Origin of the sequence: Nocardioides sp. zg-1228 (assembly GCF_017086465.1) — a bacterium.
GTDB lineage: Bacteria > Actinomycetota > Actinomycetes > Propionibacteriales > Nocardioidaceae > Nocardioides.
Genome location: NZ_CP070961.1, coordinates 20,570 through 33,957, shown reverse-complemented (window position 1 = coordinate 33,957; position 13,388 = coordinate 20,570). Strand labels below are relative to the sequence as shown.

The following is a 13,388-nucleotide window of genomic DNA, read 5'->3' as shown; positions in this document are numbered from 1 at the left end:
CGGGACGTACGCCGGCTGCCGGGCCGGTCGGCTACTCCTGCATCGGGGTGGCGTAGGTGAGGTCGAGCAGCCCCTCGTAGGCCGGCGCGACGGCCGCGTCGAGGGCAGCCATGTCCCAGGTGACGCCGCCGCCGGGGATCGCGGTGTAGTCGCGGTAGATCCCCAGGATCGGGTCGGTGGTCAGCTGGGCCTGCATCGCAGCCGGGTCGCCGATGCCGACGATGACGTAGGGCGGGGAGTAGGGGATGCCGTGCAGCGTCACCTGGTTGCCCTCGCACTTGATGCCCGTGGTCGAGATCAGGCGCTGGCCCTGGATGGTGACGGCGACGGCCCCGGCGTTCCACATGGCGTTGGCGACCGCCTGGATGTCCTGCTGGTGCACGACGAGGTCGTTGGGGTCGCCCTCGTAGGAGGCGCGCGCCTCCTCGGAGGCGTCGTCGAGGGTGACCCGCACCGCCGGTCCGGCCCTCTCCGTCAGCCCGGCGGGGTCGACCAGCGTGGCGATCTCGTCCTGGACGCGGCCGACCGAGCGGTCGCCGAGCTCGGCGCTGAGCGCCTCGACCTCCGTGTTGAGCGCGGCCGCCCGGGCGGTCAGCTCGGCCGCCTCGTCGCGCTCGGCGCGGACGACGGAGGCCAGGTCGGTGAGGCGCCCGCCGCGCAGGTCGAAGCCGTCGGCCTGCTCGGCGCTCACGGCGAACAGCGCCCCGCTGAGCAGCACGACCACCGGGGTCGCCACGCGCCACGCGCGCCGGCGCCCGGGGGACGACTGGGGCGGGGGCGGCATGCCGACTACGCTAACCCCCCGTCGGGCGCCTGCCGCCCGCGCCCGGCGTTCCCACTCGCCGCGACCCGCACACCAGCCCCAGGAGAAGCAGTGTCGAAGTCCCCCACGATCACCTCTGCGGAGAAGACCTCGCTCTTCACCCCCAGGTTCCTGATCGCCCTGCTCCTCGTCGTCGTCGGCATCGCGTGGCTGGTCTTCTACTACGTCGAGGGTCGCGGCAACCCGACCGCGTTCCCCCCGGTCGAGGGCAGCCCGAAGGCGATCGCCGACCTCGGCAAGTGGAACTACGCGATCGGCTTCGGCCTGCTGATGCTCGGCTTGATGATCTCCGCCCACCCCTCGACCCCGCTCGGCCGCGGCCGGGGCGTCGTGGTCGGCATGCTGGGCTGCTTCCTGGTGGGCCTGCTGTGGATCTGCACGTTCTACGTCTTCTCCGACGACCTCTCCAAGCTGTGGATCCTCAACGACCTCGGCCAGTGGAACCTCGTCGTCGGCATCGCCTTCATGGCGGTCGGGTTCAGCTTCGCGACCAAGTGGGAGTAGGTTCTCCCCTGGCCCGGTGATCCGGGCCCCACGGCATCCGTCGCCTCGAGCGGTGGGTGAGGCGCCTTCCTGGGGAAGGGGAGGCGTCTCTCCCACCGCTCGAGTCGTTTTCGGGTCCGCCCGGTTCTCCACACTGTGGAGAACCTCTGTGGAGAATTACATCGGTGTAGTTATCCACAGGTGTGTGCACACCTGTGCACGACCGACCGTCCCGCGCCCGCACGCAGACGGCCCCCGCCACCGTCGTACGACGAGGTGGCGGGGGCCGGAGGCCGGCGCTCAGGTGAAGGAGGCGGCCCGGGCGAGCGAGACGGCGACGAGGGCGACGGCGAGGATGCCGAGCCCGGTCCACTGCACGAGCGAGCGGTGTGACTTCGGCGCGTAGGCGATGATCGCGGCGGCCGCGATGCCGCCGAGGAGGCCGCCGAGGTGTCCCTGCCAGGAGATCATCCGCCAGCCGACGACCGTGATCACGACGCCGAGCACGAGGTTCTGCACGAGCCACTGGGAGTTGAGCCGCGCCTTGCGGGCCGTGACGAGCAGCGCACCCAGCAGCCCGAAGATCGCGCCCGAGGCACCGACCGTCGAGCCGTACTCGAAGCTCAGCCACATCACCATCGCCGAGGAGGCGAGCCCGCTGACGAGGTAGACCGCGAGGAAGCGGCTGCGCCCGACGATGCCCTCGAGCGTCGGGCCGAGGATGAAGACCGCGAACATGTTGAGCGCCACGTGCCAGATCTCGACGTGGGTGAACACGCTGGTGATCAGCTGCCACCAGGCGCCGTCGGCCACCCCCGGCACCTCCCGCGCGACGGCGCTGGTGCACGCCGGGTGGGTCTGGTCGTAGATGTAGCCGTCGCCGGGCGCGCAGTAGCCGTCGGGCCGCAGCGCCAGCAGGTCGACCAGCCGGGAGCGGCTGCCGCCGGTGACCGCGATCGCGAGCCAGACGAGCGCGTTGATGCCGATGATGACGTACGACGTCAGCCGCGGGTCGGCGCTGCGCTCGCCGCCGTACAGGGCGCGGTTCTGGCGCGAGCCCTGGGCGGCCTGCTTGACGCAGTCGGGGCACTGGAAGCCCACGGCGGCGTCGCGCATGCAGTCGGGACAGATCGGCCGTTCGCACCGCTGGCAGCGGATCCAGGTCTCGCGGTCGGGGTGCCGGTAGCAGGTGGGCACCCCGGCCGCGGACTGGTCCGCAGCCGGCCCCTGGGGCGGCTCCGTCATGGCTGGGTCATGGCTGGGTCGTGTCTCGCGTCGCGGGCGGCGGCGGGCGGGTCAGCGCTCGATGACGACCGACTCGATGACCACCGGCTCCTGCGGGCGGTCCATCGCGCCGGTGGGCGTGGTGGCGATCGCGTCGACCACGTCGCGGCTGGCCTGGTCGGCCACCTCGCCGAAGATCGTGTGCTTGCGGTTGAGCCACGGGGTCGCGGCCACGGTGATGAAGAACTGCGAGCCGTTGGTGCCCGGGCCGGCGTTGGCCATGGCGAGCAGGTAGGGCTTGTCGAAGACCAGCTCGGGGTGGATCTCGTCCTTGAACGTGTAGCCCGGGCCGCCGGTGCCCGTGCCGAGCGGGCAACCGCCCTGGATCATGAAGCCGTCGATGACGCGGTGGAAGCCGAGCCCGTCGTAGTACCTCTCACCCGACCGGCCGGCGTCGTCGCGGTAGTCCTTGGTGCCCTCGGCGAGGCCGATGAAGTTCTCGACGGTCTCGGGCGCGTGGTGGGGGAACAGGTTGACGACGATGTCGCCCCGGTTGGTCTTGAAGATCGCCTTGGGGTCGGCCATGGAAGTGCCTCTCAGCTGTGGGTCTGGTCCTTCTGTGGTGGCACGGCAGTCGGCTGCCGCCCGACTCGATCCTGCCACGACGGGCCCATCCGACGACGAGGCGGGCGACCCCTGACAGTGCGCGTTCCCGCCCACCCGGCCGGGGCTGGTCGCCTCAGGGTCCCCGTGGTGAGATGGACCCACACTGACAGAGGAGGTCACGCATGCCTTTCGGCCGCAAGAAGTCCCTGATGGACCGCGCGCACGACTACGTGGAGCAGCTCTCGGAGACCGTCAACGACACCGTCATCCCCCAGCTGGAGTCGACCTGGGAGCAGGCGATGGACAAGGCCGGGCCCGCGCTGGCCGAAGCGCGCGAGAAGGCCCAGCCGCTGGTCGAGGAGGGACGCACCCGCGCGAGCGAGGCGGCCGCCGCCGGCGCCGCGCTGGCCGCCGTGAAGGCCGCCGAGGCGCGGGAGAAGGCCGGCCCGCTGCTCGCCGAGGCCAAGGTGAGCGCTGCCGAGAAGGCGGCCGCCGCCGCGACGCTCGCCGCCGAGCGCGCCGCCGAGGGACGCGACCTGGCGATTGCCAAGGTCAACGAGCTGCGCGGCGTGGAGCCCGAGCCCAAGGGCGGCAAGCTGAAGAAGCTGCTGCTCGTCAGCGGGCTGCTCGCCGTCGGCGGCTTGGTCTTCAGCAAGCTGCGCGCCAAGAAGGACGCCGACGCCAACTGGCAGTCGACCTACGTGCCGCCCGCTCCGCCGAAGCCGGCCTCGACCACGATGGCGTCCCCGCCGCCGACGCCCGCCTCCCCGGCGAGCACGTCGGCCGCCCCCGGTGGCGACCCGCTCACCGACCCGCTGCCCGACGACGTCACGGCTGACGACGTGGTGACCGCCGAGCCCCCCGCGACCGACGACGTCGGCGGCGGCGCCCCGGGCGAGGCGATCAGCGACTCGGTCGAGGAGGCGCACAGCCCCTCCGACCCCGACAGCCCTGCCGAGGTCATCGACATCGACGACGTGCCCAGGAAGGGCTGACACCCAGCCACACCAGCGCCGCACGGGCGGTGCGTGAGCGGAGCCTCCGACCGGGGGAGCCGCCCCACGCACCGCCCGTACGCGTCTCCGGAGCCGGGAGGCTCGGGACCGGCCGGCTCAGACCGGCTCGGGGCGGTTGTCCTCGATCCAGTCGTCGATGCGCTCCCACCAGTGGTAGAGCCACTCGATGCGCGCGTCGCGGTCGGCCGGGATCTCCTCGCGCGCGACCCGCCACCAGCGCATGGTGATCTGCTTGTCCATCGGCAGCTCGCGCCAGACGTCGGCGACGGTGAGCATGTGGTCGAGCCCGGTGTGGGCCACCATCAGCACGTCGGCCTCGGGTGCGGCCTCCAGCGCCGCCAGCACGCCGCCGGGCCGCGGGGCGAGCACGTGGGTCATCTCCTCCGCGCGCACCGCCATCCGCTCCAGTCCGAGCCGGCGCAGCCGGGCGATGGCGCGGTCGCGGCGGGCGGGGGTGAAGTTGCCGCCCTCGGGGAAGATCACGAACGCGTCGTTGACGTCGAGGCCCGTGGCGAGCGAGGAGATCTGCGACTCGAGGTCCTCGCCGGCGACCGGGTCGGGCGAGATGAAGCGCGCCGGGACCCGGTTGAGGATCACGTCGATGGCGGGGTCCCAGGCGAGGGTGTTCTTCAGCACCACCCGCGGCTCGCGGTGGTACCAGTGCAGCAGGGCGTACATGAGGATGAACGAGTCGCCGGGCCCGGCGTGGCGACACATCACCAGCACCGGGGCGTCGGGCCAGCGCGACGGGTGCGGCCCGTCGGTGCGGATGCGCAGCGCCAGCACCCGCCGGGCCTCGCGGAAGAACACGATGAGCGTGCCCTGCACGAGGTCGTAGTGGATCCCCGAGAAGTAGGGCGAGCGGATCCGCCAGCCGAAGCCGCTGGCCAGCCACAGCCCGAGCAGCACGGCGAGCAGCAGCGTCTCGAACGTGAGGTAGAGCAGCGCCAGCCAGAGCACGCGCAGCGCCCGCCACCGTCCCGGCAGCGCGGGCGAGAGCACGGCCGCCACCAGCAGCCACCCCGGCAGCGTCACCCACATGAGGACCGTCAGGCCGATCACGGCCGGGGCCACGACCAGGCGGCGCAGCGCCCAGACGAGGGGGCGCCTCACGACGCGCCGAGCTCGGCGTCGAGGTAGGCCCGCGAGGCGGCGTACGTGGCGTCGATGCGCGCCTGGACGCGGGAGAAGTCGCGGTGGGCGAGCAGCGAGTCGTCGCGCGACGAGGTGCCGCCCGCCGGCAGCACGTGCGCCTCGACGCCCTCGGGGATGGTGGCCATGTCGCGCGTGAAGCGGTGCCGGCGGGCCACCTCGAAGCTCACCCGGGCGACCTCCCACGGCCGGGTCGGCACGCGCAGCGGCCGGTCGATGCGGCCCACCTGGAGCACGAAGACGCGCGTCGCGCCGAGCTCGACGGCCCGGCCGACCGGGATGGAGTTGACCAGCCCGCCGTCGAGGAAGTGCTCGCCGTCGACCTCCGCGGGCGGCAGCAGGCCGGGCACGGCGGCACTGGCGAGGATCGCGGGCACGAGGGGGCCGCTGGTGAACCAGTGCTCGGCGGCCCGCTCGATGCTGGCGGCGCACACCTCGAGGTGGACGGGCAGGTCCTCGAAGCGGAGGTCGCCGAGCTCCTCCTCGAGCCGCGCGCGCAGCGGCTCCGAGGAGTAGATGTGGGTGCCGCTGGAGACGGCCCGCCGCACGGTGCGCAGCGGGCGGTCGCCGTAGACGTCGCGCCCGCGCGCGGTGGCCGCCCACAGCTCGGTCAGCCGGTCGACGACCGCCGGCTCGGGGCGCCTGGCCACCATCGCGCCGTTGAGGGCGCCGACGCTGGTGCCGAGGACCAGGTCGGGGACGATGCCGCGCTCGAGCAGCGCGCGCAGCATGCCGACCTCGACCGCGCCGAGGACGCCGCCGCCGCCGAGCACGAACGCGGTGACCATGGCACGACCCTAGTGAGGATCAGGCGATCTCGGGGTGCTCGGCGCGCACCCGCTGGGTGGCGCGGTGCTCGGCCCAGAACGACAGCACGGGGATCGTGCCGCACACGAGCGTCACCAGGGTGAACGGCAGGTCCCACCCGGCGCGACGGGAGAGCAGGAACGCGCTGAAGAGGAAGATCATGTAGAGCCAGCCGTGGGCCACGCCGAGGTAGGTCGTGATCAGCTCGCCGACGTGCTGGGCGTCGGAGCCGGGGGTGACCCAGGCGGGCGTGCTGTCGAACAGGCCCCACATGGGGGAGCCGTCGAAGTTGGCCAGCGGGACGCCGACCAGGCAGAGCACCACGAGCAGGACCCCCACGATGGAGGCCATGACGCGGTAGACGGTGAGGTTGCGTGACACGGCGGTCAACCTATCCAGCGCTCGGTGAGCGCATCTCGGGAGCGGTGGCGTCGCGGCGCCAGCGCCACCAGATGTAGGCGGCGAAGGCACCGAAGACCCACCACTCGGCGGCGTACAGGAGATTGCGGATGCCGGTCGAGCGGCTCGGCGAGGGCAGCGACTCGAGCTCGGCCTCCTCGAGCCCGGGGCCGGGCTCGTCGCTGATGATGAAGGCGGACCAGAGGTCGACGTCGACGCGCTGGACGGCGTCGGCGACGCGGATCTCGGGGAAGACGTCGTCGTCGGGGTCGTCGTCGGTGACGATCGTCGCCTCGGGCGCCTGCAGCCACCCGGTCACCTCGGCCTCGCCGGACACGGCGAGCAGGTCGGGGTCGGGCTCGGGGGCCCACCCGCGGACGACGAGCACGGCGGCGTCGCCGGTCTGCAGCGGCGCCACGGCCCAGTAGCCGGGCTCGCCGGACCCCTCGCGGTCGGCGACCCAGAAGCCGCCGTCGAGCCACCGGCCCGACACCTCGACCGGGCGGCCGAGGTCGGAGGCGCGGAACGGGTCGTCGTTGCCCATCACGTCGGTCAGCGGCACCGGCGCGACGTCGGTCAGGTCGCGTGCCTCGGCGGCGCGGTCTGCCTCGAAGGCGTCGTACTGCCACTTGCCGAGCATCCCGGCGATCCCCACCAGCACCAGCGCCAACGCCGCAGCCGCGACGTCGATCAACAGGCTGGGTCGGCGGGGGGCGGTCACGGCCTCGATTGTCCCAGCCGTCCGGTCACCCTCCCGCGGCGCCTGCCAGCTCGTCCCGCCTGCGAGTGAGGTACGCCATCTCGGCGCGATTGCCGGCCAGCTCGATCGCCCGGTCGTAGGCCTGCCGCGCCTCCGCGCTGCGGCCCATCCGGCGCAGCAGGTCGGCGCGGGCGGCGTGGAGGGCGTGGTAGCCGGCGAGCGCCCCGGCCACGGCCTCGACCTCGGCGAGGGCGACGTGCGGGCCGTCGAGCTCGGCGAGCGCGATCGCCCGGTTGAGCCTGACGATCGGCGAGGGGTCGAGGCGGGCGAGCTGGTCGTAGAGCGCCACGACCTGCGACCAGTCGGTGTCGCGGGCGTCGGCGGCGTCGGTGTGCACGGCGTTGACGGCGGCCAGGAGCTGGTAGCGCCCGGGCGGGCGACCCGACGCGAGCCGCTCCCGCACGAGGGCGTGCCCCTCCTCGACGAGCGCCCGGTCCCACGCGCCGCGGTCCTGGCGGTCGAGGGGGACCAGCTCACCGCCGGCCGAGACCCGCGCCTCACGGCGAGCCTCGATGAGCAGCATGAGGGCGAGCAGCCCGGCCACCTCGCCGTCGTCGGGCAGCAGCTCGCGCACCAGCCGCGTCAGCCGGATCGCCTCCCCCGTGAGCTCGGCGCGCACCGGCTCGGCGTCGGCGGTGGTGGCGAGGTAGCCCTCGTTGAAGACGAGGTAGAGCACCGCCAGCACCCCGTCGACCCGGGCGGGCAGGTCGGCGGCGTCCGGCACCCGCCACGGGATGCGCGCGGCGCGGACCTTGCCCTTGGCGCGGGTGATGCGCTGGGCCACCGTCGTCTCCTGCACGAGGAAGGCGCGCGCGATCTCCGCGACGGTGAGCCCGCCCACCAGGCGCAGGGTGAGGGCGACGCGCGCCTCCGGAGCGAGCGCGGGGTGCGCGCAGGTGAACAGGAGCCGGAGTCGCTCGTCCGCGACGGCGCCCGTGTGCTCCGGGGGATCGGAGAGCTGGTCGGACAACATGTGGGCCTGCCTCTGCTTGGCCTCGCGCCTGCCCTCGCGGCGCAGGCGGTCGAGCGCCTTGTTGCCGGCCGTCGTGGTCAGCCACGCGCCCGGGCTCGGTGGTACGCCGTCGGCGCGCCACCGCTCGACGGCGGTCGCGAACGCCTCGGCGGCGGCCTCCTCCGCGACGTCGAGGTCGCCGAAGCGCCGCGCGAGGGCGGCCACCACCCGGGCCCACTCGTCCTGGTGGACCCGGGCGAGGACGCCGTCGGGGTCGTCGCCGCGGCCGGAGTCAGGGTCGACGTCGGGCGGCGTCACGGATCAGGCGACGCCGCCGAAGGGGCGGACCTCGACCTTGCGGTGGCAGGCGCGCGAGGCGTCGGCCGACAGCGCGAGGGCCACGTCGAGGTCGTCGGCGGTGAGCACCCAGAAGCCGGCGAGGAACTCCTTGGACTCCACGAACGGTCCGTCGCTGAACACCGGCTCGCCGTCGCGGCTGTCCGTCACGGTGGCGTCGTCGGGACCGGTCAGGCCGCCGGCGAAGACCCAGCGGCCCTCGGCGCGCAACCGGTCGTTGAACGCGTCGATCGCGCCGGGCGCGGAGTCGTCGGCGGGGTTGTCGGTGTCGCCGATGACGCTGAGGAGGTAGTGCATGTCGTTCTCCTGTGCTCGGTGGCCGCCCCTGTCGGGCGGCCTCTCACCCCTACCACGAACGGCGTGGCCGGGATACGACACCGCGCGACGACGTCTTTCCTCCGGTCCCCGCCTGGCGTCAGGCGGAGGCGAGGGCGAGCTTGACGGCGAACCCGACGAACACCGCGCCGACGGCCGACGTGGCGCCCGCCGACAGCGCCCGGCGACGGCGGAACGCGGCAGCGAGGTGGTTGCCGGCGAAGATCAGCACGCTGAGGTAGGTCGCGCTGGCGAGCGTCGCCAGCGAGCCGAGCACGAGGAACGACACCACCGGGTGGGGGTAGGCGGGGTCGACGAACTGCACGAAGAACGCGACGAAGAACAAGATGGCCTTGGGGTTGAGCAGGCTGATCACCAGCGCGCGGCGGTAGGGCCGCTCGCCCCGGCCCTGCGGCTCGACGCCGGCCTCCTGCGCCGCGTCGGCGATCTGCTCGGCGACGGGCACGCGCGAGCGCCACGTCGTCCACCCGGTGCGGAGCATCCCGATCGCCAGCCACAGCAGGTAGGACGCACCGGCCCACTTCACCACCGCGAACGCTGCCGGGTTGGCCTGGAGCAGCGAGGCGACCCCCGCCGCCGACAGCGTCATCAGCACCGCGTCCCCGGTCCACACGCCCGCCGCGCCGGCGTACCCGCTCCGCACCCCGCGACGCGCGGCGACGGAGAGGATGTAGATCGAGTTCGGCCCCGGCAGCAGGATGATGAGGATGAGCCCGACGAGGTAGGTCGGGAGGTCGGTGATGCCCAGCACGGCACCAGTGTGCGACCTGGCCGGCGGTCGCGCCCAGCGGATTCCGCGCGGTGGAAGCGACGTCACCCCGGGCTGGGCGCAGTCCCGGCTGGAGGGTCTGGTCTGGTGGAGCCTAGGGACTCGAACCGGTAACCCCCTGCTTGCAAATTGCCTCGAAGCAGGCGCACTATGGCTCTGACCTGCGGAAACGCTGGACACGAGTGGACAAGATTCCCCCACAGAGGCCATTCTTCCCCCACCAGTCCCCCACAGGGACTCCCGTTGATAACCCAGCAGGGGGTTAGTAAATCGCGTGCGGAAGAAGGGTGCGGATGGCCAGGCGACGCGGGTTCGGCGAGGTCGAGGTGTGGTGACGTACGACGGCGGCTTCGACTTTCTCAACCGGGACCTGCACCTGCCGGCCACGTGGCCCGACCCGCGTGGTGGCGTGCTCGGCAACCCAGCCGATCACCTCACCAGCCGCACGGTCCATTGCCGCGTCGTACGCCGTCGCGATGTCCGGATGGAGTGCGGCGACGAGCGACCAGGACTTCGGCCCATTCACGACGACCTCGACGAACCGCAGTGCGTGGGCGTCATCGCGCAGACGTCCCTTGGCCGCTCCGGTCTCGACGTCGTAGCCGGCGACCCACCTCTCGTAGGCGTCACCATGCAACGTCCCCCCGCCCTGGACTGCGGGAACACTGCGTCCCCCCGCCGGGAGAGGCGTGGCGACGTACCGCTCGGCCACCCCGGTGCCCTCGGTGAGGTAGTAGTCGTCGACTCGCGAGCGGTCCGCCTCCACGTACGAGCGCGCGGCGGCAGCGGACCCGCGGTAGAACTTCACTCCACCGTGCATCGGCCCCGTCACCGCCCGTCACTACTCGTCACCCAGCATTGAAATGACGCTCGGCCCGCCCCGAGGGGCGGACCGATCTACGGACCTTCGTAGTATGCGTGCCGCTGGGTTTGAAGGCATCGAAAGCGTCTGAGCCATGTCCACGGCATCCGAGCCTGATCGGTTGATGACCTAGTCAACCCGAGGGGCGGCACCGCGAAACTCTGGTAAGTGTCGGTTGTCGAGGCGAGCTCCACCTATTGTTCCGAGAGCGGACTGCAGTCGGCAGAGCTAGTCTCGAGCGGCCGGGCATTGGATTACTCAAGGGAGCGCGAAGTGGTTGACTTTTTGACACAGATGCAGACCGTTCACGATACGACAGGCGCACAGTTTCCCGTCCTTGTCGGGTTGATGGCCGCGAACGCGCTGGAGCCCCTGTGTGAGGTACCCGCCTTCCAGGACTCGACCGACCACAGCGCGATCGCGTCAAACATCCTGAGCAGCCCAGTCAAGGAGTGGCAGCGCCCCAAGATTGCGGGCAAAGTCGACGAGATCGCAGAGCGATACGGCCAACCTGGCGAGCTGATGCCTAACCCTGTTCTGCTTGCGGCTAAGGACGGGTCTCTGACCACGCGGGTCGTGTACACCCACAGTGACGGCACGCAGGTCCTCGAGGCTTCAATTACTCCCCCAGCTGACGGCTCCAGGCCGCTGCTAATACTCGACGGTCAGCACAGAGTTGTGGGCATGTCGCAGTCCGCAGTACCGAACAACCCGCTTCCGTTCGTCATCTTGGCCAACCAGGGGACGCCGGTGTACAGCGAGTCAACCTACGCCCAGATCTTTGCCGAGGTGACAACCAAGTCAACGCAGTTGGAGCAGCTCCACGACGAGTGGCTCAAGTTCGCCTTCCGTCTGGACACGTACGACATGCGCGGACGCACAACCGACACTCCAGCCGTACAGGCGATGAAGACCGTCGTGCATTTGTGCTCTTGGAGTCCCCAAGTCCCCAAGGTCAACGTCTTCCGCAACAAGATCCAATTCAACCCGAAGAAGCAGGCAGCGGCCGCCATCGGAGGCGGGTTCGCGTTTGATGCGACGAACTTGCGGAAGATCGTCGAGAAGGGCTACTTCGCCAACTCCACTCGCGCGACGAATTTGGTGCCAACCGACGTGGCGGAATCCTTGTCCGAAGCGCTCATCGCACTCTCGCAGGTGATCACGACGCCCCTCAGTCGCAGCGTCTTCTTCGGAGACCCCGGCTACAAGCAACTCCCTGCCCAATACGGGCTCATGCACGGCCTCCTCGAGTACCTGGCGGTTCATGGCGTGCCATCAGCCGGGTGGCAGCCGGTTTTCAGGGACCTCAAATTCGACACGTCCAACTGGGACTTCAAGAGTTGGGTGAATCAGTTGGACGGAAACGTCGGCAATCGCTCACGAGACGTGGCCGCCCTGATCTTCCGAGAGTTTTTCGCCGCAGGAAGCCTGCCCAGGGGCGTGCGCGATATTCCAAGTTATCTACGGGGAGATGATGCTCGGCTGTTGTTCGAAGTACGCGAGGTTGGGCCTGGGGGTCGCATGCGCCGGAGTGGCACTCCGCACGAACTCGTTGTCGGGCGGCTCGGATACATCGCCGACCTCAGCGACACCACCAAGCTCTTGTACAAGGGGTGCACATCTAGCATCGCCAGAGTGGAACTGAGGGACCGCTCCGCGCCGTTCTCAAACCACTATTCGGTCGCGAACGTGAAGCGGGGGGCAGCAACGCCTCGGCCCCAAGGCGATTCAGCTGAGCTTGGTGCGGAAGTGGAGTTCTACGGCGGTGTCACTCAAGAGTTCAGAATCGACTTGAGTTGGACATAATCGCCTCAGTTGGTCAGCGGACGGCAGTCGCCAGCGAGTATTACTCAGCCTTGAGTCGCGCGTTCGACGACGGCTGGCCGAGGACGCTGCAGCGCTTCCAGGACTCCCATGAGTGGACTGTCGGTCTGGCACTCGTTCATCCAGACTGGTTCAACGAACTCGACCTTGATCCGAGGTCTCTTACGGCCGTCTACGGGGCGAGAGATTTCACGGACAAGCCCCTGTCAAGCGCCCGCTGTGAAAGTCGCCTCATTTGGGGGTACGACTGCCCCCTCCGCCAGGAGCTGCAGATTGATCACCTCTTCCCGTACGCACTTGGCGGAGCGACGCTGCCAGGAAACCGCATTCACCTGTGCCGCAATCACAACAACCTCAAGGGCGTGGACGTTCACGTCTACCCATGGGAGACCGTTGCCGAGCGTTGTGGGCTCTGGTGGCCAGGGGTGTTTGAAGTACTCCGCTACCGCATTGACCGAGCGCATCCTGGATTGATCCCGAAGGGCTGACGTCGCTGTGCGGCGGAACCGCCGTGATCGTTTTGCAAGGATTGTCGTGCGACGACCGACGCCGGAGCCATCCCTGATCGGCTCCACCGACCGAGCCGCAGTGCTCGAGGTTCTGCGCGTGCGACTCCCGAAGGTCTCCAGTCAATCAAGGCATCGTCCTCCCGACGTGCCTCGTGCAGAGCGCTTGGCCCTGTCGGCTCACAGAGGCGATGCTAGGCGGCATGGCTGGGTACGAGAGTTGGGCGAGCAGCACCGCGTCTCGCAAGGTCATGCAGGGCAACAGGTCCCGAGACACCACGCCCGAACTCGCAGTCCGACGCCGACTCCACGCAGCCGGCCTCCGCTTCCGCGTCGCCCATCGGCCGGAGCCTGGTCTCAACCGCACGGCCGACATCGTCTTCACCAAGCAGCGCATCGCCGTCTTCATCGATGGCTGCTACTGGCACGCCTGCCCGAAGCATCGGACCGTGGCGCGGACGAACGCGTCCTACTGGTCGGCGAAGTTGGCTCGGAACGTCGCCCGTGACGCC

14 protein-coding genes and 1 pseudogene are annotated in these 13,388 nt (G+C 70.5%); 4 read left to right on the top strand and 11 right to left on the bottom strand.

Annotated elements, in window-relative coordinates; all coding sequences use genetic code 11:
- Positions 1-31: 31 nt before the first annotated feature.
- Positions 32-784 carry a DUF881 domain-containing protein gene (locus tag JX575_RS00155; RefSeq protein ID WP_186339709.1) on the bottom strand — a complete coding sequence of 251 codons (753 nt, stop codon included), beginning with the start codon at positions 782-784 and terminating at the stop codon, positions 32-34.
- 90 nt (positions 785-874) lie between these two features.
- Here JX575_RS00155 and JX575_RS00150 point away from each other — a divergent pair, with 90 nt between their 5' ends.
- Positions 875-1,327 (top strand): cell division protein CrgA, encoded by a 453-nt coding sequence (locus tag JX575_RS00150; protein WP_186339708.1) that lies wholly within the window; start codon positions 875-877, stop codon positions 1,325-1,327.
- Between the two features lie 279 nt (positions 1,328-1,606).
- Here JX575_RS00150 and JX575_RS00145 read toward each other — a convergent pair whose 3' ends face one another.
- Positions 1,607-2,551 (bottom strand): rhomboid family intramembrane serine protease, encoded by a 945-nt coding sequence (locus tag JX575_RS00145; protein ID WP_186339707.1) that lies wholly within the window; start codon positions 2,549-2,551, stop codon positions 1,607-1,609.
- A gap of 51 nt (positions 2,552-2,602) precedes the next feature.
- Positions 2,603-3,115: a peptidylprolyl isomerase gene (locus tag JX575_RS00140; protein ID WP_186339706.1), complete on the bottom strand. Its 513-nt coding sequence runs from the start codon at positions 3,113-3,115 to the stop codon at positions 2,603-2,605.
- Positions 3,116-3,318: 203 nt separating this feature from the next.
- Here JX575_RS00140 and JX575_RS00135 point away from each other — a divergent pair, with 203 nt between their 5' ends.
- Positions 3,319-4,131 (top strand): hypothetical protein, encoded by an 813-nt coding sequence (locus JX575_RS00135; protein ID WP_186339705.1) that lies wholly within the window; start codon positions 3,319-3,321, stop codon positions 4,129-4,131.
- A 117-nt stretch (positions 4,132-4,248) separates the two neighbouring features.
- Here the strand turns inward: JX575_RS00135 and JX575_RS00130 are convergent, their stop codons facing one another.
- The 8 genes from JX575_RS00130 to JX575_RS00095 form a co-directional block, all read right to left on the bottom strand.
- Complete coding sequence (locus JX575_RS00130) at positions 4,249-5,265, bottom strand: 1-acyl-sn-glycerol-3-phosphate acyltransferase (RefSeq protein ID WP_241005270.1); 1,017 nt, start codon at positions 5,263-5,265, stop codon at positions 4,249-4,251.
- The gene (locus tag JX575_RS00125; RefSeq protein ID WP_186339704.1) at positions 5,262-6,092 is read right to left on the bottom strand and encodes a patatin-like phospholipase family protein; all 831 of its coding nucleotides are present in this window, start codon (positions 6,090-6,092) and stop codon (positions 5,262-5,264) included. Before JX575_RS00125 ends, JX575_RS00130 begins: the two co-directional genes overlap by 4 nt.
- Before the next feature lie 19 nt (positions 6,093-6,111).
- The gene (locus JX575_RS00120) at positions 6,112-6,492 is read right to left on the bottom strand and encodes a DUF3817 domain-containing protein (RefSeq protein ID WP_206054463.1); all 381 of its coding nucleotides are present in this window, start codon (positions 6,490-6,492) and stop codon (positions 6,112-6,114) included.
- Between the two features lie 10 nt (positions 6,493-6,502).
- Positions 6,503-7,231 (bottom strand): SURF1 family protein, encoded by a 729-nt coding sequence (locus tag JX575_RS00115; RefSeq protein WP_186339703.1) that lies wholly within the window; start codon positions 7,229-7,231, stop codon positions 6,503-6,505.
- A gap of 25 nt (positions 7,232-7,256) precedes the next feature.
- A complete protein-coding gene (locus tag JX575_RS00110; RefSeq protein ID WP_241005464.1) occupies positions 7,257-8,450 on the bottom strand; it encodes a sigma-70 family RNA polymerase sigma factor in 1,194 nt (397 codons plus the stop codon).
- 93 nt (positions 8,451-8,543) lie between these two features.
- Positions 8,544-8,876: a YciI family protein gene (locus JX575_RS00105; protein WP_186339701.1), complete on the bottom strand. Its 333-nt coding sequence runs from the start codon at positions 8,874-8,876 to the stop codon at positions 8,544-8,546.
- A 118-nt stretch (positions 8,877-8,994) separates the two neighbouring features.
- A complete protein-coding gene (gene leuE, locus JX575_RS00100; RefSeq protein ID WP_186339700.1) occupies positions 8,995-9,666 on the bottom strand; it encodes a leucine efflux protein LeuE in 672 nt (223 codons plus the stop codon).
- Positions 9,667-9,946: 280 nt separating this feature from the next.
- Positions 9,947-10,492, bottom strand: coding sequence for a relaxase domain-containing protein (locus tag JX575_RS00095; protein ID WP_241005269.1), 546 nt, complete (start codon positions 10,490-10,492; stop codon positions 9,947-9,949).
- A gap of 222 nt (positions 10,493-10,714) precedes the next feature.
- Here JX575_RS00095 and JX575_RS00090 point away from each other — a divergent pair, with 222 nt between their 5' ends.
- Positions 10,715-12,352 carry a hypothetical protein gene (locus JX575_RS00090; protein WP_186339699.1) on the top strand — a complete coding sequence of 546 codons (1,638 nt, stop codon included), beginning with the start codon at positions 10,715-10,717 and terminating at the stop codon, positions 12,350-12,352.
- Between the two features lie 715 nt (positions 12,353-13,067).
- Positions 13,068-13,388, top strand: a pseudogene (locus JX575_RS19535) (very short patch repair endonuclease); the annotation flags it as partial.